General features: G+C 60.5%; 22 protein-coding genes. 11 read left to right on the top strand and 11 right to left on the bottom strand.

All coding sequences use genetic code 11. The features are described from left to right. Both FMF02_RS12530 and FMF02_RS12525 read right to left on the bottom strand, forming a co-directional pair. Entirely contained in the window at positions 1-387 is a 387-nt protein-coding gene (locus FMF02_RS12530) for a hypothetical protein (RefSeq protein WP_141413379.1), read from the bottom strand. A gap of 10 nt (positions 388-397) precedes the next feature. Then, complete coding sequence (locus tag FMF02_RS12525) at positions 398-3,187, bottom strand: TonB-dependent receptor plug domain-containing protein (RefSeq protein WP_244611580.1); 2,790 nt, start codon at positions 3,185-3,187, stop codon at positions 398-400. A 178-nt stretch (positions 3,188-3,365) separates the two neighbouring features. Between FMF02_RS12525 and FMF02_RS12520 the strand changes: the two genes are divergently transcribed. The 5 genes from FMF02_RS12520 (at position 3,366) to FMF02_RS12500 (ending at position 7,211) form a co-directional block, all read left to right on the top strand. Then, on the top strand, positions 3,366-3,959 hold the full coding sequence (locus FMF02_RS12520; protein WP_141413378.1) for a hypothetical protein: 594 nt from the start codon (positions 3,366-3,368) through the stop codon (positions 3,957-3,959). After that, positions 3,943-4,512: a PepSY-associated TM helix domain-containing protein gene (locus FMF02_RS12515; RefSeq protein WP_162502313.1), complete on the top strand. Its 570-nt coding sequence runs from the start codon at positions 3,943-3,945 to the stop codon at positions 4,510-4,512. Before FMF02_RS12520 ends, FMF02_RS12515 begins: the two co-directional genes overlap by 17 nt. Positions 4,513-4,591: 79 nt before the next feature. Next, positions 4,592-5,479, top strand: coding sequence for an ABC transporter ATP-binding protein (locus FMF02_RS12510; protein ID WP_141413377.1), 888 nt, complete (start codon positions 4,592-4,594; stop codon positions 5,477-5,479). 6 nt (positions 5,480-5,485) lie between these two features. Further along, on the top strand, positions 5,486-6,157 hold the full coding sequence (locus FMF02_RS12505; protein ID WP_141413376.1) for a hypothetical protein: 672 nt from the start codon (positions 5,486-5,488) through the stop codon (positions 6,155-6,157). Positions 6,158-6,176: 19 nt separating this feature from the next. Beyond that, positions 6,177-7,211, top strand: a complete 1,035-nt coding sequence (locus tag FMF02_RS12500; RefSeq protein ID WP_019129417.1) for a DUF4857 domain-containing protein — start codon at positions 6,177-6,179, stop codon at positions 7,209-7,211. 151 nt (positions 7,212-7,362) lie between these two features. Here the strand turns inward: FMF02_RS12500 and FMF02_RS12495 are convergent, their stop codons facing one another. From FMF02_RS12495 to FMF02_RS12465, 7 genes are all read right to left on the bottom strand, one after another. Continuing rightward, positions 7,363-7,881: a hypothetical protein gene (locus FMF02_RS12495; RefSeq protein WP_141413375.1), complete on the bottom strand. Its 519-nt coding sequence runs from the start codon at positions 7,879-7,881 to the stop codon at positions 7,363-7,365. A gap of 355 nt (positions 7,882-8,236) precedes the next feature. Next, positions 8,237-9,316 (bottom strand): LysM peptidoglycan-binding domain-containing M23 family metallopeptidase, encoded by a 1,080-nt coding sequence (locus tag FMF02_RS12490; RefSeq protein ID WP_141413374.1) that lies wholly within the window; start codon positions 9,314-9,316, stop codon positions 8,237-8,239. A gap of 38 nt (positions 9,317-9,354) precedes the next feature. Next, positions 9,355-9,933, bottom strand: a complete 579-nt coding sequence (locus tag FMF02_RS12485; protein WP_141413373.1) for a DUF3109 family protein — start codon at positions 9,931-9,933, stop codon at positions 9,355-9,357. Further along, positions 9,930-10,922: a D-alanine--D-alanine ligase gene (locus tag FMF02_RS12480; protein ID WP_026074701.1), complete on the bottom strand. Its 993-nt coding sequence runs from the start codon at positions 10,920-10,922 to the stop codon at positions 9,930-9,932. Before FMF02_RS12480 ends, FMF02_RS12485 begins: the two co-directional genes overlap by 4 nt. An 8-nt stretch (positions 10,923-10,930) precedes the next feature. After that, positions 10,931-11,743 carry a nicotinate (nicotinamide) nucleotide adenylyltransferase gene (gene nadD / locus FMF02_RS12475; RefSeq protein ID WP_141413372.1) on the bottom strand — a complete coding sequence of 271 codons (813 nt, stop codon included), beginning with the start codon at positions 11,741-11,743 and terminating at the stop codon, positions 10,931-10,933. A gap of 12 nt (positions 11,744-11,755) precedes the next feature. Next, positions 11,756-12,316, bottom strand: coding sequence for a guanylate kinase (gmk, locus tag FMF02_RS12470; RefSeq protein ID WP_141413371.1), 561 nt, complete (start codon positions 12,314-12,316; stop codon positions 11,756-11,758). Positions 12,317-12,351: 35 nt separating this feature from the next. Continuing rightward, complete coding sequence (locus tag FMF02_RS12465) at positions 12,352-13,212, bottom strand: YicC/YloC family endoribonuclease (RefSeq protein WP_019129424.1); 861 nt, start codon at positions 13,210-13,212, stop codon at positions 12,352-12,354. Positions 13,213-13,399: 187 nt separating this feature from the next. Here FMF02_RS12465 and serC point away from each other — a divergent pair, with 187 nt between their 5' ends. The 3 genes from serC (at position 13,400) to FMF02_RS12450 (ending at position 16,798) form a co-directional block, all read left to right on the top strand. After that, positions 13,400-14,473, top strand: a complete 1,074-nt coding sequence (gene serC, locus FMF02_RS12460) for a 3-phosphoserine/phosphohydroxythreonine transaminase (RefSeq protein ID WP_141413370.1) — start codon at positions 13,400-13,402, stop codon at positions 14,471-14,473. Positions 14,474-14,554: 81 nt separating this feature from the next. Further along, a complete protein-coding gene (locus FMF02_RS12455) occupies positions 14,555-15,478 on the top strand; it encodes a 3-phosphoglycerate dehydrogenase (RefSeq protein WP_141413369.1) in 924 nt (307 codons plus the stop codon). A 69-nt stretch (positions 15,479-15,547) separates the two neighbouring features. Next, positions 15,548-16,798: a DUF1015 domain-containing protein gene (locus FMF02_RS12450; RefSeq protein ID WP_141413368.1), complete on the top strand. Its 1,251-nt coding sequence runs from the start codon at positions 15,548-15,550 to the stop codon at positions 16,796-16,798. 60 nt (positions 16,799-16,858) lie between these two features. On the opposite strand, the gene FMF02_RS12445 is transcribed toward FMF02_RS12450, so the two are convergent. Both FMF02_RS12445 and FMF02_RS13720 read right to left on the bottom strand, forming a co-directional pair. Next, positions 16,859-18,082, bottom strand: a complete 1,224-nt coding sequence (locus FMF02_RS12445; RefSeq protein WP_162502312.1) for a phosphoethanolamine transferase — start codon at positions 18,080-18,082, stop codon at positions 16,859-16,861. 71 nt (positions 18,083-18,153) lie between these two features. After that, positions 18,154-18,711 carry a hypothetical protein gene (locus FMF02_RS13720; protein ID WP_162502311.1) on the bottom strand — a complete coding sequence of 186 codons (558 nt, stop codon included), beginning with the start codon at positions 18,709-18,711 and terminating at the stop codon, positions 18,154-18,156. Between the two features lie 191 nt (positions 18,712-18,902). Between FMF02_RS13720 and FMF02_RS12440 the strand changes: the two genes are divergently transcribed. Genes FMF02_RS12440 through FMF02_RS12430 form a run of 3 tightly spaced genes read left to right on the top strand, consistent with a single transcriptional unit; the run spans position 18,903 to position 20,990 of the window. Beyond that, a complete protein-coding gene (locus tag FMF02_RS12440) occupies positions 18,903-19,130 on the top strand; it encodes a 4Fe-4S binding protein (RefSeq protein ID WP_019129429.1) in 228 nt (75 codons plus the stop codon). Positions 19,131-19,132: 2 nt separating this feature from the next. Continuing rightward, a complete protein-coding gene (locus FMF02_RS12435; protein ID WP_019129430.1) occupies positions 19,133-20,224 on the top strand; it encodes a 3-methyl-2-oxobutanoate dehydrogenase subunit VorB in 1,092 nt (363 codons plus the stop codon). A gap of 4 nt (positions 20,225-20,228) precedes the next feature. Beyond that, positions 20,229-20,990, top strand: a complete 762-nt coding sequence (locus FMF02_RS12430; protein WP_026074703.1) for a thiamine pyrophosphate-dependent enzyme — start codon at positions 20,229-20,231, stop codon at positions 20,988-20,990. Position 20,991: the final 1 nt, after the last annotated feature.

The following is a 20,991-nucleotide window of genomic DNA, read 5'->3' as shown; positions in this document are numbered from 1 at the left end:
TCAGTTGACGTATTTTAACAACAATACGATCGAACTCCGGTCGTCCATCCAGGCGAGCGCTTCGGACGGGGTGTTGTGGTCGGCGTTGCGGACGTATTGCACCGTTCCGTCGGTGTAGTGCAGGTTGGCCTCGACGATGAGGGTGTAGACCCCCTTTTGCAGCGTGAGGGTCGCCGACCGTCCGTCGAGGACGGTGAAGAAGACCCGTTCCTTCGTGTTGATGTTCTCGCAATAGGAGATGTCGGAGAGGAGCTCGATTCGTTCGACCGGACGGTCGTCGGGCAGGATGAAGCGGACGGAAAGTTGCGTGAACAACTCCCGGCCGTCCGATTCGCAGGCGGTCGAGCAGAGGCTCAGGAGCGGAAACAAGAGTAGAAGACGTCGCATGTCGGGGTCGTTATAGCTTAATATTCAGCTCCATGCCGAAGTAAGGCGTGACTTCGCGGCGGATATGGCGGCCGTCGGATGTGTGATAATCGGGGGTGTAATCGAGCAGTTTGTTGACGAACAGAGCCACGGCCATCTTGTCGCGATAGAGCTTTTTCGTGATTTTGAGGTTGACATTCATGCTGAACGGGGTGGTTACATAGCGCCACAGCGTGGGGTCGCTGTCGCGTACGAGTGCCGACAGCAGACCGTCGGCAGCCGATTCGGCCGTGAACGGGTGCGAGACGAGATCCTCGTCGAGATACGAAATCGGCCAGGCCGAAACCGGCGTATTGCGGCTTCCGAGGAACCACATGCACTGGAACGATGTGGAGAGAATGAGTTTCAGGCGGGGAATCTGCGTGTCGAGCAGAAAATTGGTATTGCACATTTCGCGCAGGTAACCGTCCGTCGAAAAGTAGTACCCGACGTAAGGATAGGTCTGTCCTCCGGGGGCGGAGGTCGGCAGCAGGTACTCGGGGTGCATGTTGGAGTAGTTCGTCCGGAAATAGGCGCCCGTGACGGTAACTCGCGTGGCGATCGCGCGGATGCGCTGCGAGGTGAAGGCGAATTCGATGCCCGACTTTTCCGTGCGGCTGCCGTTGGTCGAGCGGGAGTACCCGCCCAACCGCGTCTCTTCCGTATAGGGGATGCCGTCGAGCGACGGGGGACCGTCCAACTGTTCCATGTCGATCGCCGTTTCGTCGTAATCCCGGAAGGTGAAGCTCCGATAGTCCGACGTCGTGCGGAATCCCGACGTCATGTCTTCGCGGAAATAGGTCACCGACAGCTGGTTGTCGTTCCAGTCGGCGTCGAGGCGAACCTCCCATTTGAAATTGCGTGCGGCACGCAGGTCGTAATTCGTCGGATCGAGCGTGTAGAGTCGCAGGTTGATCCGTCGGAGTGCGGGATTCGCAGGCCAGTAGTTGAGCTGGGTGAAATCGAAATACTCCGTGTCGGGATAGAGGCTGTCCATCGTCGGGAATTTGGTGTGCCAGCCGACACCTCCGCCCAATCGCAGGGTGAGATTCCGGCCGGCGACATGGAATCGCGGCAGTGCGACGACGACGTTGGCGCGCGGATCGAAATAGAATTTCCCCTGAATCGTATAGCGGCGTCCCAGATTGAACATCGAGGCGGCGCGCACGCCTCCCGTAGCCTCCACGCGGAAGTCTCCGAGAGCGAGCGTCGTGGCGTCTTCGAGGAAAAACGAGAGTTTGTGCAGGGCGGGGATCGCGTCGTAGGCGCGGGGCCGCGAATCCATCTGCGGGCTGAACGGCCGGGCGACGTCGAAGACCAGCCCGCGGCCGTAGTTCTTGTCCATCGACCAGTCGGCCCCGACGCGCAGCGTGTTGCGCGAACGTTCGGTGTCGGCGTTGAAGGTCGCTACGGCCTTGGCATAGCCGTAGAACGGTTTGCCGTCGACGAGCAGCGTGGCGTCGTAGGAGGCGGGGATGATGACGGCGTCGTACTCCCCCGGCTCGGTGCCCCACGTCTTGGCGAAATCGGAACCGGTCTCCACGAACCTCCAACGGTCGATACGGTCGAATTCGGCGCTGAACGATGCCGTGAGGTCGAGACTGTGGAAAAATTGCCGATGCCGCGCCTCTACGGCGAACGTCGCGGCGAACTGCGTGCGGTTGTAATTCGACTTGTAGCGCTCGACGGGGCCTCCCAGACCGTTGTCGAGGTCCTGGTCGGATTTCTTGTTGTCGAACGAACCCGTATAGTCGAGACTGCCGCCCGCTGAGTAGCGGTAGGCGCTACCCTGCCAGTGGCGGCCGAAGCGGACGGAACCGGTCAGTCGTTGGTAGCTCTGACGCGGATTGCGGGGATCGGAGGCGGCCGTCAGGTAGTCGGCGTTGATATTCAGCGTCGTGCGTTCTGCGTCACCCCCCCCCTTCCGTTCGAATCCCTTTCCGACGGAGAAGAGTTTGCTGCTCATGTCGGCCTTGAAGCGGGCGGTGAGGTCGCGGCCGCCCTCGCGGCGCTTGACCTTGACCAGTCCGCTCGTCAGGTCGCCGTATTCGACCGAAGGGATGCCCCGCACGATTTCGACCGATTCGATGTCGTCGGTCGAGATCGCACGTGTATCGACGCCGCGATTGACGTTGGCGTACTCTTGGATCGACCCGTAGGAGGTCGAATATTGCAGGTTGGCATCATTACTTATGGGGATGCCGTCTACCTGAATCTGGGTACCCAATGCCGACGTAGCGTAATTGGCGGAGCTCGAAGGGTCGGCTTCGCGCAGGCGGATCTCCTGCGGCGCTCCGAACGAGGGGTCGGTGGCGCGGCCGCCGGGGATCAGCTCCATGAGGTCGGCGATGCTCGACGGCTGGATGTGGGCGATGGCTTCGCGGCCGATCTTCGACGACGACGTGGGCCCTTTGGATTCGGCGGCCGTCACCAGCACCTCGCCGATGGCCACCGGATCGATGTCGAGCCGGATTCGGCGGCGGGTCAGTCCGGCGGGAAGTTGCAGTTCGCCTTGCAGAAATACGTGTCCCATGTATAATAGACGGAGTTCGAAACGTCCCGGTTTCAGCCCTTCCAGCAGACATACGCCCCGGGCGTCGGCCGCCGCGGCCCGTTCCTTCCCGGTTCCTTCCTTCGGACGGAGCGAACAGACGGCGTATCCCAACGCTTCGCCCGAAGCGGCGTCGGTCACGGTTACTTCCAGTCGCGCTTCGTCCGTAGTCTGTGCCTCGGCGGCGGAAGCGAGAAGGAGTCCCAGCAACAGAAGAGTATATGGTTTCATGCGTTTCGCGTACGTCCTCTTTGATTTATTTACGCAACAAAAGTAACCTGCATCCGTCGGGCGGGCAATACCGTTTTATTGGGGTTTCCCCGTTGCTTAAATACCTGATTTTCGGTATGGGGGTGTCGGCGGATTTGCCCTACCTTTGCCCGTACAAATGACTAAAATTCGCAAAGTGATGAAAACGAACAAATTGATGATGTCGGCGACCGCTTTCCTGTTGCTTCTGGCAGGTGTCGGGTGCGGCAATCGTACGACGAAGGCGGAATCGACCGCCGCTGCCGCAGAGGCCGCGGTCGGCGAGGCGTTGCAGATCGACGACCTGCTGGCCGGGGCCGATTCGCTGGCCGGAAAAGAGGTGTGGATCGAGGGGGTATGCACCCATGCCTGCAAGCACGGCGCACGCAAGATCTTCCTCATGGGCAGCGACGATACGCAGACGATTCGCGTCGAGAGCGGCAAGCTGGGAAAATTCGATCCGCAGTGCGTGGGCAGCATCGTCCGCGTGAAGGGAATCCTGCGCGAACAGCGTGTGGATGAAGACTATCTGCACAGCTGGGAGGAGCAGGTTCGCACGCAGGCGGGTGAACAGCACGGAACGACTGCGGCCGGCTGCGATTCGGAGAAGAAGGCCCGCGGCGAAACGGCTGCGACCGTCGAGGGCCGTATCGCCGACTTCCGCCGTAAGATTGCCGAACGGAATGCGGCCGAGGGGAAACCCTATCTGTCGTTCTATTTCGTAGAGGCGCAGTCGTATGAATTCGACCGCTAACCGGCTGCGTCGCTGGAGCCGGAACGTGCACCGCGAGCTGTCGTTCTTCTTTTCGGGAATGCTGCTTATCTACGCCGTTTCGGGGCTGGTGATGAACCACCGCGATACGATCAATCCCAACTATTCGGTCGAGCAGCGGCGCTACGTCGTCGGGGAGCCGCTTCCCGCACGGGATCGGCTGACGCGCGACGACGTCGTCCGTCTGCTCGCGCCGCTGGACGAGGCCGACAACTACACCAAACACTATTTTCCGGAATCGGACGTGCTCAAAGTCTTCCTCAAAGGCGGTTCGAGCCTCACCGTACGGCTATCGGACGGCGAGGCGTTCTACGAGAAGCTGACGCGCCGTCCCGTGCTGGGGGCCATGACGCGCCTGCATTACAATCCCGGGCGATGGTGGACGTGGTTCTCGGATCTGTTCGCCGTGGGACTCGTGGCGATCGTCGCAAGCGGCTTGTTGCTGCTCAAGGGGCCGAAGGGGCTTCGGGGACGCGGAGGCATGGAACTGGCCGCCGGTATCGCCGTTCCATTGTTGTTCCTGATTTTCTTTTAAATGTTTTCGATAAGCCGGGTGCAGGCTGCGCTTGTGCAAGCTATGCCGAGGCGAGAGAACGAAGAATGAGATTCAACGTATGAGTGCAATCATCGAGTGTCGCAATCTGACACATTATTACGGGCGGCGTCTGATCTACCGCGACCTGAGCTTCGACGTGCCGCAGGGGCGGATTCTGGGGCTGCTGGGGAAGAACGGTACGGGCAAGACCACGACCATCAACATCCTGAGCGGCTACCTGAAACCCCGCAGCGGCGAATGCCGCATCTTCGGGCAGGAGGTGCAGAACCTCGATCCCGTGCTGCGGCGCAATATCGGCCTGCTGATCGAGGGACACGTGCAGTACCAGTTCATGACCATCGAACAGATCGAGAAGTTCTACTCGGTCTTCTACCCCGCCTGGTGCCGCGACGCCTACTACGAGTTGATGCGCAAGCTGAAAGTCGCACCCGGGCAGCGGATTTCGCGCATGTCGTGCGGCCAGCGTTCGCAGGTGGCGCTGGGGCTGATTCTGGCGCAGAATCCCGAACTGCTCGTGCTCGACGACTTCTCGCTGGGGCTCGATCCGGGCTATCGCCGGCTCTTCGTCGACTACCTGCGCGAATATGCCCGCGCCGAGTCGAAAACCGTCTTTCTGACCTCGCATATCATTCAGGATATGGAGCGCCTGGTCGACGACTGTATCATCATGGACTACGGCAGCATCCTGACGCAGCGCCCCGTCGCGGAGCTGCTGGCCGAAGTGCGGCGTTACGGCTTCACCGTGCCCGAGGGCTACGAGATTCCCGACGCGAAGGAGTTTTACCACCCGTCGGTGATCCGCAACCGGGCCGAACTCTTTTCGTTCCTGCCGCCCGCCGAGGTCGAGCGGACGCTGCGGCGGTTGCAGGTGCCTTACGGCGAATTTACCTCCGAACAGGTGACGTCGCTCGAAGACGCCTTTATCGGTCTGACCGGAAAATATTGATGAATTATGTTACGTGCTATTTTTTATAAGGAGTGGCTGAAAACGCGCTGGTACTATCTGGTCGCCGTGCTTCTCTCGCTCAGTTTTGTCGGTTATGTGCTGTTGAATTTCTTCCGTGCGGCGGGATTGAAGGGCATCGCCCACCTGTGGGAGGTGATGCTGTTGCGCGACGCGGTGTTCGTCGACCTGCTGCAATTCGTGCCGCTGGTCGTGGGGCTGCTTTTCGCCGTGGTGCAGTTCGTGCCCGAAATGCAGCGCAAGTGCCTGAAACTGACGCTTCACCTGCCCTGTCCGGAATTAAGGATGATCGGTGCGATGCTGCTCTACGGCGGGCTGCTGCTGGGGGTGCTGTTCGCCGTGTCGCTCGGCGTGCTGTTCGTCGCCTTTCGGGCGGTGCTGGCGCCCGAACTGGTACGGCATATCCTGCTGACGGCCGCACCGTGGTATGCGGCGGGGATCGCCGCCTATCTGCTCGCGGCGTGGATCTGTCTGGAACCGACGTGGCGGCGCCGGCTGCTCTACGGTGCGGTCGCGGCGTGCGTGCTGAGGCTCTTCTTTCTGGCGCCTGCTCCCGAAGCTTACGACGGCTTCCTGCCGTGGTTGACGCTCTGCACCCTGTGCACCGCCTCCTGGTCGTGGTGGTCGGTCGTTCGGTTCAAGGAGGGACGGCAGGATTAACGAATAACAGTGTGGATATATGATACGTTTCAGCAAACTATTTTTCGGCTTCACCGTGTTCGTGCTGCTTCTGTGGCTGCTGCCGTGGGCCTATAATTTCGCCTTCTACAAACCCGAACGGACGCCCTTCACGCTGTGGAGCTGCGTAGTCGGCGATTTCGCCGTGGTCGATTTCGCGGGCGACGGGATCGTGCGCCGCGACCGCGGCGGCCGCACCTACACCGACCGGGAGTTCGACAGCATCCTGCCGACCTTCTATGCGCGTCAGCTGCTCAACGACGAGCGGTTTCCCGATTCGCTGTGCGGCGTGGCCGTCACGCCCCGCCTGCTGCAAAGCGAGAACTTCATGTTCCGCTCGACGCCGGCGGAGATCAACAAACCCCGTACGGGGCTCTATCCGCTGTTGGAATCGATGTCGGGGCGCGTCGATCTGGAGATGCCCGACGACGTCTTCCGCATCACGTCCTCGGGTATCGAGTTCGTCGTCATGGCGACCAATCGCATCGACCGCGGAAAGAGCGACCGTTTCACCGAGGCGATGACCCGCAAGGGCTTCCGCTTTCCGGCGCTTGCGGTGGCGGGCAATCCGTCGACGCGCAAGGAGTACGACGAAGGCTATCTGCTGCTCGACGCTTCGCGGCAGTTGTTCCACCTCAAACAGGTCAAGGGGCGTCCCTATGTCCGTGCGATCGATCTGCCCGAAGGGGTGCAGCCCGAACATCTCTTCGTGACGGAGTTCCCGTCGCGTCGTACGCTGGGATTCCTGACCGATACGGAGAACGGGTTCCATGTATTGTCGAAACCCTCCTACGAGATCGTCCGCGTGGGGATTCCGGGCTGGAACCCCGAGAGCGAGTCGCTGACCGTCATCGGGAATATGTTCGACTGGACGGTGCGGGTCACGGGTGCCGGAGCCGACCGCTACTATGCGGTCGACGCCCGGCGGGAGTACCGGCTGATCGATTCGATGGTCTACGGGTCGGAGCGGACTCCCCTGCCCGGGCTGGTCTTCACGTCGTATGACGACGGCTATGTGAAACCCCGTTTCGAGTAGTGCGGCGCCCTTTGTGAAAGAGGACTGATCCAATTATATTCATCGGCAGGATAATCGATTCGATTATCCTGCCGATTTTTGGTCTCTTATTCCGATTGGAGCGAAGAGGCGATGCCGTGTCGCATGGCGGTCATTTCATGATTCTCGGTATCTAAATGATGGTTATCTTAACGTCGATCGCGCTTCCGGGAAGTTTGGAGTATAGTCCCCAAATGTAAAACGTAGTTATGACCGTCGGAGAGGCTCCTCCCATTCTACTGTATACCAGATTTAAGGTCATTTTACCGGATTCGGTGTCGGTGTCGACAGCCTGCTTCTCGAAAGAGTATCCGGGGTCGCCCAACAGATGTTGTCCGATGATGAGCGTGTATTTTTCGAAGTCGATGACCGGCAGGACAACCGAAGGCGGCGCAACGGCCTCGAACTCTTCCGTGCTGTTGATCAGGAAACATTCCGTTTCACCGAAATCGATTTCGGAGAAGTTAAATTTTACTTCGGAGCAGTTGTAGGAACTCTCCGGCAGATGCGTCGTGAAAAAAGCCGTTACCTCCTCGGAGGCGGCGACGGGAGGCGTGCCGACGACTTCGGGTTCTTTCGAGTCGTCGCACGCAACGAGGTTTCCGCCCAGCAGGAGCAGGACTGCTTTCAGAATCAGAACGTTGGATTTCATGTCGTGATGGTTTTAGGTTTGAAATGAATCGTCGGATGTTTTTCCGTGAATCTTGTGAATTATGATACAGAAAACCGGAATGTTTAAAAACGTTTCATCGTTTCAATACAAAGTTATTGAATTCAGCCGTCTATTCAATGATTTTTGCGAAAAAAATGATGCAGACTGAAAAGGTAGCGATGTCGAAAGGATGTGTTCGCAATTCTGTAATACGTCGTTGGTTTGCAGCGTGCAAGAGAAAAATATTCCGGTATTTGAAAAACCGAAGCGTTCTCCCTTTTGGTATCATTGCCAAGGAACGAACGCCTGCTTCCGATAAGGAAGCAGGCGTTCGCCTTTTATCGTCGGACCGTGGCTACCGTACGCGCAGCGAGCGGCCGATGCGCAGCGTCGTGGTGCGCGAAATGCCGTTGAGCTGGCAGAGCCGCGAAACGGTCGTGCCGTAACGCACCGCGATGCCGCCCAGCGTGTCGCCCGAACGGATCCTGTGGTATTGCGCCGAAGCGAGCGCTTTGCGCGCCTCCTCGGCTCTCTTTTCGTCGTTGGCTTCGGCCTCCTCGTCTTCGAAGTCCTGCGAGGCGCTCGAATGGATATCCAGATAGCTCTTTTTGAGCAGGAAGGTTTCGCGCCGCAGGTTGCCGCTCTGGAAGTCGATCAGTCGTTCGGGGTCGAACGACTGTCCGCAGTAGCGCGTCTCGAAGTGGAGATGCGGGCCGGTGCTGCGTCCCGTGCTGCCGCCGTAGCCGATGATCTGCCCCGCCTCGACCCATTCGTCGGCGTGGACGATCCGCTCCGAGAGGTGGCCGTAGAAAGTTTCCAGTCCGTTGTCGTGGCGGATGACGATCAGGTTGCCGTAGCCGCCGGATTTGGACGACGGGATCGAGATGCGCACCTTGCCGTTGAAGGTGGCGTAGATCGGGTCGCCCGTTTTCAGCGGCAGGTCTACGCCCTGATGCTTGCGCCGGCGGCGCATACCGAACTTCGAACGGATGGCGGCCTTGTAGGGATAGTGGTAGCATTTGAGCGAGTCGACCAGCTCGATGTCCACCGAACGCGGCAGGTCGGCGAGCTTCACCACGTCGCGGTAGGGAAAGAGTTTGGTCGTGTCCCAGCAGCGGGTGTAGATTTCGCTGTCCTTGACGTAGTCGCGGTTGCGGAGGTATTTCCATGTGTTGTCGTTGAACAGGACGATCATCACTGCGTCGTTGCCCGAAGGGAGCGTGTCGACGGCGATCACCCCGTCGACGTATTCGGTCGATTCGACCGGCTGCGGCTCTTTCTGCGGTTTGAGCGTCTCGGCCTGCTCCTTTTCGAGGCAGTCGATCTCCTGCTGGATCTCTTGCAGGAGTTTGCGCATGTGGTCGATGCTCTGGGCTTGCAGGGGCGCGGCCGCGCCGGTGAAAAGAAGGGCGGTGAAAAGATAACGCAATTTCATCGAGTGTGTGTTTTAGTTTCGCTGAATCAAAATTAAGGTCATCGCTCCTGTTCGTGCAGGAACTCTTCGGCCGCTTCGAGCGCCCGGTAGAACTCTTCGCCGAAACGCCGCACGATCGGCTCCCGAAGGGCCTTGTAGACGGGGATGCCCAGCCGGCGGCCGCACTCCACCGCGGGCCGGCAAACCTCCCAGCGGTGATAGTTGAGGCCCAGCGTACCGTTCGAGAAGCGCACGACGCGGATCGGATAGAGGTGGCACGAGATCGGCTTGCGGAACGAGCACCGTCCTTCGCGGAAGGCCCGTTCGACGGCGCAGAGCGTCACGCCGTTTTCGGTGTAGGAGTAGGCGCACTCGGCGTCGCCGACCAGCGGCGTGGTGTAGTCGCCCTCGTCGTCCACGACCATGAAGCCCTGCCGCTCGACGGCGGCGATGCCCTCGGGGGGCATGTAGGGCTTGTAGGTCTCGTACTGGGCTTCGAGCGTTGCGACCTCCTCGATTTCGAGCGGTGCGCCGGCGTTGCCTTCGACGCAGCAGATGCCCTTGCAGCGGCTCAGATCGCAGGCGAAGCACTCGCGCAGCAGGTCGAGGCTTACGATCTTGTCGTCGATTTCGATCATGGCTTGCGGCCGCACGTGTCGGCGATGATGAGGTCGTAGAGTTCGCCCAGCGTCATGCCGGCGGCGCGCACCTGCTTGGGTACGATGCTGCCGGCGCTCATGCCGGGAATGGTGTTGATCTCGATCAGGTAGGGACGGCCTTCGGGCGTGACGATGAAATCCACGCGCACGATGCCCCGGCAGCGGCAGGCCTTGTAGGCCGCCAGCGCGAGACGGTGGAGTTCGGCCGCGGTCTGCGGTGCGATCTCGGCCGGCGTGATCTCGTCCGAATAGCCCGCCTCGTATTTGGCCTGGAAATCGAAGAACTCCTTTTTCGGCCGGATCTCCGTGATCGGGAGCAGGTATTCCCTGCCGCCGGCGATCAGTACGCCGCAGCCCATTTCGCGGCCGCGGATGCACTCCTCGACGAGCACTTCGTCGCTCTCGGCGAAGGCGCGTTCGACGGCGGCGGGAATTTCGCCGGCTCGTTCGACGCGCGTCACGCCGAAGCTGCTGCCCGAGGCGTTGGGCTTGACGAAGAGCGGCAGTCCCAGTTCGGCCGCGAGTGCGTCGGGATCGACGGCGTCGCCGCGGCGGATGAACCGTTCGCGCGCCAGCCCCACGCCCGTGGCGGCGACGGCGCGCTTGGTCGAGATCTTGTCGAAGGTGATGACCGACGAGGTCATTGAGCACGACGAATAGGGAATGCCCATGATGTCGAGGTAGCCCTGCAACTTGCCGTCCTCGCCCGGCGTGCCGTGGATGAGAATCAGGGCGTAGTCGAATTCGCGGCGGCATCCGTCTACCGTGAGCGAGAAGTCGTTGCGGTCGAGCTGCCACCGGCGTCCGTCGGGGGCCGTGTAGTGCCAGTCGCGGCCGCGGACGTCGATCACCGTCACGTCGTATTTTCCAGGGTCGAGCGCCGCTTCGATCTGGGCTGCGCTCTGCAATGCGATTTCCCGTTCCGAAGAGTCACCTCCGGCCAGAAACGCTATCTTCAATCTGTTCATATCGTAAGTTACGGGTTGTAGATGTCTTTGTAACGGAAGGCGAGGATTTCCTCGATCTGTTCGGCGTATTGGCGCGCTTCGTCGCGTGCGGGATCGATTCCGAGCGCGCGGTTGAAATCGTTGAGCGCCTTGCCCCACTCCTGGCGGCGGTAGTACCACCGTCCGCGTTCGACGAGCAGTGCGGCGTTGCACGGCTCCTCGCCGATGCGTTCGGTGAGCCGTTCGGCGTAGCGGACGGGGTCCCAGAGCCGTTTCTCGCGGATGTAGGCCAGCACTTCGGGCGTGAGCATCGCCGATGCGTCGTCGCCCTGTTCCAATGCGCGGCGCACCTCGGTCGAGGAGAAGTCGCACAGCGGCGCTTCGTTCAGAAGGGTGATCCGGTCGAGGTATTGCGTCGTCTCGAAGCCCCTGCGCGGGTAGACCAGCAGCGGATAGCCGTCGAGGATCTCGCGGTAGTCTCGCCAGCGTTCGAGCTGCGGGACGAGGTCGGCGCCCAGCAGTACCGAAAAACGCATTTGTCCGCCGTAGTTCCGCGAGAGGTACCGCAGCGTGTCGATCGTGTAGGAGGGTTTTTCGAGCAGGAATTCGATGACCGAGGGTTTGATCCGTTCGGGGAAACGCGAGCGGGCGCAGGCCAGTTCGGCCATTTCGAAACGGTTCAGCTCGGGTGCGAGCGAATCGTCCGCTTTGAGCGGGTTCTTCGGCGAGACGACCAGCACCACCTCGTCGCAGCCGACATGCTCGGCTACCCACTCGGCCAATGCGATATGCCCCCGATGGACGGGATTGAACGAACCGAAATAGAGAACGACGTGTTTCACGACTCGATCGGTTTAGCTGAGAAAGTCGCGCACGATGCGTTCGACCTCCGCCACGGCCGTGTCCAGCACGTCGTTGACGACGACGTGGTCGAATTCGGGCGCCTTGGTCAGTTCGAACTCCGCTTTGGCGACCCGTTTGGCGATCACTTCGGGAGCATCGGTGCCGCGGAGTTCGAGCCGGCGTTCCAGCTCCTCGATCGACGGCGGCATGATGAAGACGGAGCAGGCGTCGGCGCCGAAGATGCGTTTGAGGTTGATCCCTCCCAGCACGTCGACGTCGAACAGAATGGTATGCCCTTTCCCCCAGATGCGGTCGAGTTCGCTGCGCAGCGTGCCGTAGCAGGTGCCGGCATAGACCTCCTCCCATTCGACGAAACGCTCTTCGTCGACCGCCCGGCGGAATTCGTCGGGCGAGAGGAAATAGTAGTCCACGCCGTCGCGCTCCGTACCGCGCGGTGCGCGCGAAGTGGCCGAGATCGAGAATTCCAGCTGGGGAATCCGTCGGAGCAACTCGCGCACGATGGTCGTCTTGCCCGAACCGCTCGGAGCCGAAAAGATGATGAGTTTTCCCATGAGACCGGATATTAAGCTCTGCTTCGGGTTGACCGTTATAAAATATTGAGTACTTGCTCTTTGATTTTTTCGAGCTCGTCCTTCATCTTTACCACGAGAATCTGGATGTTGCTCTCGTTGGCCTTCGAGCCCATCGTATTGATTTCGCGCCCCATCTCCTGAGCGATGAAACCGAGTTTGCGCCCGGGCGTCTCCTCGTCGGCAGCCACTTCGCGGAAATAGCGGCAGTGGTTTTGCAAGCGTACCTTCTCCTCGGTGATGTCGAGCTTTTCAAGGTAGAAGATCATCTCCTGTTCCAGCCGGTTCGAATCGACCTCGACGTCGAGCTGCGCCAGATTCTCGCGGATGCGGGCCTTGATCGTCTCGGTGCGCGCCTTTTCGTAGGGGACTACCTCCTCCTTGTAGCCTTCGATCTTGTCCACGCGCCGCAGCAGGTCGGCGATCAGCGTGGCGCCCTCCTGCAAGCGGAAGTCGTCGAGCCGGGCGACGGCCTCCCCCGCCGCCGCCAGCAGCGCGGCGTGCTCCTCTTCGGGTACCGTTTCGTTAGGCGTCGAAACCACGTCGGGCATTCGCAGCACCGACTGCATCATGGCGTCGAACGAAGCCTCCATACCTGCATAGGTGAGCGCATCGCTCAACTGGCGGACGTAGGCGCGGAACTGCTCCTTATTTATATGGGCCGAAGTCTCGACAGCCGTACTCTCGGCCGTGACGAAAATTTCGACCTTGCCGCGCTGCAACGCCTTTGTCGCCAGCGTGCGGATTTCGGGTTCGAGCGAACGGTACGCCGAGGGCATTTTGATGCTCAGGTCGAGCTGTTTGGAGTTGAGCGAGCGGATTTCGACGCTGAATTTCTTATTCGGGGCGAGCCTTTCGGCCTTGCCGAAACCGGTCATGGATCTGATCATTGGTCGAGGTAAATTTTTGCAAAAATAGTAAACAAATGCGAAACGGGGAAGGATTCCGTTCGAAAAATGGCTGCCGGCGAATTATCTGAAAATATTTGGGCCGTCGTGGTTGCGGATTCTCATTTTTTGCTTACCTTTGTGTTATCGGAGTAACAGTTATCTAAATCATCAGACTATGAAAAAGCACAATTTTAACGCAGGACCTTCGATCCTGCCTGAAGTCGTTTATGAGAAGACGGCCCGGGCGATCCTCGATTTCAACGGGACGGGGTTGTCGATTCTCTCGATTTCACACCGCTCGAAGGAGTTCGACGAGGTGATGGCTCAGGCGGATTCGCTGCTGCGCGAATTGCTCGATATTCCCGATAACTACAAGATCATCTTCATCGGCGGCGGCGCCAGCACCCACTTCTTCGAGGTGCCCGCCAATTTCCTCAACACCAAGGCGGGATACGTCAATACCGGCGTCTGGGCGAAGAAGGCGATCAAGGAGGCCAAGCGTTACGGCCAGACCGAAGTCGTCGCCTCGTCCGAGGACCGGAATTTCACCTACATCCCCAAAGGCTTCGACATCCCCGCCGATCTGGACTACCTGCACATCACGACCAACAACACGATCTACGGTACGGAGTACACGGCCGACCTCGATTCGCCGGTGCCCGTGATCGCCGACATGAGTTCCGACATCCTGAGCCGTCCGCGCGATGTGAGCAAGTACGCCATGATCTACGGCGGCGCGCAGAAGAATCTCGCTCCGGCGGGTGTCACGTTCGCCATTATCCGCGAGGATATGCTCGACCGGATTCAGCGCGATCTGCCCACGATGGTCGACTACCGCACGCACGTGACCAACAACTCGATGTTCAACACGCCGCCCGTGTTCGCCATCTACGCGCTGACCGAGACGCTCAACTGGCTCAAATCGATCGGCGGCGTGCCCGAAATCTACCGCCGCAACCAGGAGAAGGCGGCGCTGCTCTACGACGAGATCGACCGCAACCCCCTCTTCGTGGGTACGGCGACCGAGGAGGACCGTTCGCTGATGAACATCTGCTTCGTCATGGCCGAGGGCTACGAGGAGCTGGCGCCCGAGTTCTTGGAGTTCGCCAAGTCGCAGGGCATGGTGGGCATCAAGGGACACCGTCTGGTGGGCGGTTTCCGCGCTTCGTGCTACAACGCCCTTCCGAAAGAGAGCGTCGAGGCGCTGGTGGCCTGCATGCAGGAGTTCGCCCGCAAACACGGCAAATAGGCCATGTGTCCGACGATCGTTCCCTACACATACGAGGCGAAAAAAGAGAAACGAATTTATTTCACGTCATTACTCAAAGATATGAAAGTATTGGTTGCAACCGAGAAGCCGTTCGCTAAAAAGGCGGTGGAGGGCATTCGCGGCATTGTGGAAGAGGCGGGGTACGAATTGGCCCTGCTGGAAAAATACGCCGATCGTGCGGAGCTGCTCTCCGCCGTGGCCGATGTCGACGCCCTGATCGTTCGCAGCGACAAGGTGACGGCCGAAGTGATCGCCGCCGCGAAGAATCTCAAAATCGTGGTGCGTGCCGGCGCCGGTTACGACAACGTCGACCTGGAAGCCGCTTCGGCCCGCGGGATCGTGGTGATGAACACCCCCGGGCAGAACTCCAATGCGGTGGCCGAACTGGCCCTTGCGATGATGATCTTCATGGCGCGCAACGGTTTTACGCCCGGCACGGGATCGGAGATTCAGGGCAAGACGCTGGGCATCCATGCCTACGGCAACGTCGGCAAGCTCGTCGGCCGCAAGGGCAAGGCGATGGGAATGAACGTCATCGCCTACGATCCGTTCGTGACGGACGACGCATTGTTCGAGGCCGACGGCGTGAAGCGCGTCGCTTCGGTCGGGGAGCTTTACGAGGCGGCCGACTTTCTGTCGCTGCATATTCCGGCGACAGCCCAGACGCGCGGTTCGATCGGGTACGAGCTGCTGATGTCGATGCCCAAGGGCGCGACGCTGGTCAATACGGCCCGCAAGGAGGTGATCGACGAAGCCGGCGTGGTGCGTGCGATGACCGAGCGGGAGGATCTGAAATACATCACCGACATCGCCCCCGATGCGCAGGCCGAGATGGCCGGGAAGTTCGGCAAGCGCTTCTTCGCCACGGCCAAGAAGATGGGTGCCGAGACGGCCGAGGCCAATATCAACGCCGGACTGGCTGCGGCGCGGCAGATCGTCGATTTCTTCAAGACGGGCGACACCCGTTTCCAGGTCAACAGGTAATTCGATTCACGACGGGGCGGAACGCGGCCTGCGGGTCGTCTTTCGCCCCGTCTTTTAATCTTGTACGCTATGGTAAGAATCAAACCTTTCCGGGGAATCCGCCCGCCGAAGGAACATGCCGCCGAGGTCGCTTCGCGGCCTTACGACGTGCTCAACTCGGCGGAGGCCAAAGCCGAAGCGAGCGAACGTTCGCTGCTGCACATCATCAAACCCGAGATCGATTTCGATCCGATCGCTGATGAACATGCCGAGGAGGTCTACGACCGTGCGGTCGAGAATTTCCGTCTGTGGCGCGAACGGGGCTGGCTGCAACAGGACGAGGAAGAACACTATTACGTCTATGCGCAGACCATGGACGGACGGACGCAGTACGGACTGGCGATGTGCTGCCATTTCGAGGATTATCGGAGTGGTGCGATCAAGAAGCACGAATTGACACGTCCCGACAAGGAGGAGGATCGCATGAAGCACGTGCGTTGCCAGCGGGCCAACATCGAACCGGTCTTCTTCGCCTATCCCGACAACGCCGAGATCGATGCGCTGGTCGAGGGCGTGGTGAAGGGTGCTGCGCCCGACTACGACTTTACGGCCGAGGACGGTTTCGGCCACCGGTTGTGGGTCATCCGCGACCGGAAGGTGAACGACCGCATTACGGAGATTTTCAAGGATATACCGGCATTGTACGTCGCCGACGGCCACCACCGTACGGCGGCTGCGGCGCGTGTGGGCGAAGAGTGTATGCTCCGCAATCCGAACCATCGGGGCGACGAGGAGTATTGCTTCTTTCTGGCCGTGACCTTTCCTGCGAGCCAGCTGCGCATCATCGACTACAACCGCGTGGTCCGCGATCTGAACGGCATGACGCCCGCGGAGTTCGTCGAGGCGCTGCGGACGGATTTCGAGGTGGAGAAGATCGGCGGCGAGGTGTACCGCCCTGCCCGTCTGCATAATTTCGCGATGTATCTCGACGGCGCGTGGTACAGCCTGACGGCCAGGGAGGGCACCTACGATGACGACGATCCGATCGGCGTGCTCGACGTGACCGTGCTGTCGAACCGTGTGCTGGACAAGCTGTTGGATATAAAGGATCTGCGTACCTCGAAACGGATCGATTTCGTGGGCGGTATCCGCGGATTGGGCGAGTTGCGGCGGCGTGTGGACAGCGGCGAGATGAAGGTCGCCTTCGCACTCTACCCTGTTTCGATGAAACAGCTGATCGACATCGCCGATACGGGCAACATCATGCCGCCCAAGACGACGTGGTTTGAACCCAAACTGCGTTCGGGCGTGGTGATCCATTCCTTCGAGGAGGGAAAATAGAGCGCCGGCGGGCGATCCGCCGGTTCCGCAAGGAGATAGACAAGGGGGTCTGAGAGTGTATCAGGCACCCTTGTTCGTTTCCGCACTGCCCTTCGCCTGCCGCATGATGAGGTCGTAGTCCACCTTGTCGTCGCGCAGCAATCGGGGGCGCGAGGCATCGAAACGGTCGTTGACGACGCTGCGCGTCGGGTCGAACCAACGGCAGGAGAGGCTGGCCAGATCGAGCAGCAGGTGCGGCAGGTCGTCGGTCATGTAGGGCCGGTCGACCGCACGGGCGATCGCCGCCGCGAGTTCGGGACGTGCGGCCCGATAGCGGTCCGACATCCAGATCATGAAGGGAATCTCGTATTGGTGACGGCAGCAGTCGGGCGAGAGCGTCGCATCGTGGATGCGTCCGTTGCGGTGGGCGTAATCGAACACCTCCTCGCCGTGGTCGGAGAGGTAGACGACCACGGCGTCGCGTGTGCGGCAACGGTCGAGGATCTCTCCCACGACACGGTCGTTGTAGCGGACGGCGTTGTCGTAGTCGGCGACAATGCGGCGTTCGTCGCGGCTTCGCCGCAGCCCCGAGGTCGAATATTCGGGGATGCTGTCGGCCGTGAAATAACCCGCTTCGGCGGGGAAGCGGTTGCGGTAGGCCACGTGTTGGCCCATCAGGTGGAAGATCGTGAGCCGGTGCGGATTGCGGAAGCGAAGGTCTTGTCGGTCGAAATCGGCGAGCAGTCCTTCGTCGAACGGGTATTTGTCGGCGTTGCAATGCGTGAAGAGCTGCGGGGAGAGCCGGGGATGGTAGAGGAAATGGCGGATCTCCTGATCCCACACGTCGTCGTTTTCGAGCGTGAAGGTCGTCTGGTTGTCGAACATCAGCGTATCGTAACCCGCACGCCGGAAGAGAGCGGGGAATAGCGGTGTGTCGCACCACGCCGTTTGCCGGTCCTGGCTGGCGAAGGAGAAGAGCAGATGCATGGCTTTCACCGTGAAATTGGCCGGCGATACCACGTCGGTGAAGGGATAGAGACGGCCCGCCGCCTCTTCCTGCGACAGTCGGGGCGTCGTCGGCAGCGGGTACCCGTACAATGCTGCATGGTGTTTGTTGTAGGATTCGCCGAGGATGAGGACGATTTCCGGAGAGCGGAACGTGCAGGAGTCGATCGCAATCGACTCCATCGCTTCGTGCAGGCTCCCGATCGCGTTGCGGTCGAAGGCCTGCATCCGCAGACTGAAAAACAGGCGTTCGGGTGCCGAACGGCGTTCGAGACAGAGCTCAGGGTCTTCGCGTAACAATTCGTGCAGCTCATGCCGGTCGTGTATGCGGGAGAGCCGCCAGGCCGATTCGAAGGCGGAGGCGTTGGATGTCAGTCCGAAAATTCCCCCCCCGCCAGTACGGTCGTCAGCAGGCAGGTGCGCAGGCCGGCATGGGGCATCGGTGCGGTGCGCCGGGCCTGCGAAACCTTTTCCAGCAGGAGGTTGATGCCTGCGACGAGGCTCCAAGCCGCGAGGAAGAGTGCGAAGCGTCCGGTGAAGAGGTAGCACTCGATGAATTCGGCGCTTTCGGCCGGATCGGTATCCGTGGCGATGCTCATGAGCGACGGCGTGATGAAGGTGCGGAAGAAGACGAGCAGAAAGCATTCGGCCATCGAAACGGCATAGGCGAGCGTGTAGGCTGCCGCTTTGTACCAGCGGCGGGCTTTGCCGCCGAGTATGCCGAGCGGCAGCGTCGCCGCATAGGCATAGGCGATGTAGAGTCCGAGTATCTCCCAATGCGTCGCTTCGATGCGGAACAGGTCGCTCGTCAGCTGGGGCCATACGAAGGTCAGCAGCATGAAGCAGAAGAAGACCGGTTCCCGCAGGACGGGAACGGCGATTCGGGAGACGATCCGGTCTGCCGCATGTCGGTATGGTGTCGGATTCATGGCTTCCTATGTCGCTGAAAACGATTGCAAAGATAGTATTTTTTGCGGAATATCCGTTGCTGCCCTCCGCCTCTTCCGGCGGATGCGGGGCGGTTGCCGTTCGACGGGCAGGACGCGATTTTTTCGGAGAATCGAAACAAAGAGGGCGATTTTTTGCTACATTTGTAAGAAACTTAACTCAAAACGGCATTATGGCAAAGATAAAAGGAACGATTGTCGTTGATAAAGAACGCTGTAAGGGTTGCGGCGTCTGCGTGGCATCGTGTCCGTGCGACGTGCTGGCCCTTTCGGTCGAAGTCAACAACAAGGGGTATCGCATGTGCATGATGGCGCACCCCGACGCCTGTACGGGCTGCGCTTCGTGTGCGATCATCTGTCCGGACAGTTGTATTACGGTATACCGGCAAAAATTCGAATAGACATGGCAGAGAAAGAGATAAAACTGATGAAAGGCAACGAGGTGATCGCCCATGCGGCGATTCGCTACGGTTGCGACGCTTATTTCGGTTACCCGATCACGCCCCAGTCGGAGGTGATGGAGACCCTGATGGAACTCAAACCGTGGGAGACGACGGGCATGGTCGTCTTGCAGGCCGAGAGCGAAATCTCGTCGATCAACATGGTCTACGGCGGTGCGGCCACCGGCAAGCGGGTGATGACCTCGTCGTCGTCGCCCGGCATCTCGCTCATGGCCGAAGGGCTGAGCTACATCGCGGGCGCCGAACTGCCGTGCCTGATCGTCAACTGTCAGCGCGGCGGCCCCGGTCTGGGTACGATCCAGCCCTCGCAGGGCGACTATTTCCAGGCCTGCAAGGGCGGCGGCCACGGCGACTACCGGTTGATCGTGCTGGCGCCCGCGTCGGTGCAGGAGATGCACGATTTCGTGGCGCTGGGTTTCGATCTGGCTTTCAAGTACCGTAATCCGGCGATGATTCTGGCCGACGGGGCGATCGGTCAGATGATGGAGAAGGTGGTGCTCGCACCCCAGCGCCCGCGCAAGACGAACGAGGAGATCGCCGCCGAGTGCCGCGACTGGGCGACCTACGGCAAGCCCGCCGACCGTCCGCGCAACGTCGTCACGTCGCTCGAATTGCAGTCCGAAGCGATGGAGAAGATCAACCTGCGCTTGCAGGCCAAGTACAAGGCCATGGAGGAGAACGAGGTGCGGTACGAAGCCCTTGCGTGCGACGATGCCGACTACGTGATCGTGGCCTTCGGCTCGTCGGCCCGCATCTGCTCGGCGACGGTCGAAATGGCGCGCGCCGAAGGGATTCGGCTGGGAATGCTGCGTCCGATCACCCTCTACCCTTTCCCGACCCGTCCGATCGCCGAACTGGCCGCACGGGTGAAGGGGTTCCTGAGTGTCGAGCTGAACGCCGGCCAGATGGTCGAGGACGTACGGCTGGCCGTGAACGGCGCCGTACCCGTCGAGCACTACGGCCGTCAGGGCGGTATGATCTATTCGCCGGACGAGGTGCTCGCGGCGTTGAAAGAGAAACTGATTAAAGCGTAAGACAATGGCGGAAGTTGAAATAAAGCAGGAGAATTTGGTCTACGGCAAGTCGCCGTTGCTGACCGACAACGTGATGCACTACTGCCCGGGTTGCAGCCACGGCACGGTGCACAAGCTGGTGGCCGAGGTGATCGGGGAGATGGGCATGGCCGACCGCACGATCGGCGTTTCGCCCGTGGGCTGCGCCGTTTTCGCATACAATTATATCGACATCGACTGGATCGAGGCGGCGCACGGCCGTGCGCTGGCCATCGCGTCGGCCGTCAAGCGGCTGCATCCCGAGAACATGGTCTTCACCTACCAGGGCGACGGCGACCTTTCGGCGATCGGTACGGCCGAGACGATCCATGCCGCCGCACGCGGCGAGAACGTGGTGGCGGTCTACATCAACAATGCCATCTACGGCATGACGGGCGGGCAGATGGCCCCCACGACGCTGTTGGGCATGAAAACCGCGACGACGCCCTACGGCCGCGACCCGCGGCTGAACGGCTACCCCTACAAGATCGCCGAGATGATGGCGCACCTCGACGGTACGGCCTACATCACGCGCCAGAGCGTCCACACGCCGGCCAACGTCCGCAAATGCAAGCGAGCTCTGCGCAAGGCGTTCGAGACGGCCATGGCAGGCAAGGGGTTCTCGCTCGTGGAGGTCGTTTCGACGTGCAACAGCGGCTGGAAGATGTCGCCCGTGGCGGCCAACGAGTGGCTCGCGCAGAACATGCTGCCCTACTATCCGTTGGGCGACATCAAGTCTAACGAGTAAG

It is taken from the genome of Alistipes communis, assembly GCF_006542665.1.
Classification (GTDB): Bacteria; Bacteroidota; Bacteroidia; order Bacteroidales; family Rikenellaceae; genus Alistipes; species Alistipes communis.
Note: the sequence above shows the minus strand (reverse complement) of the source record. Positions and strands in the feature narration are given on the sequence as shown.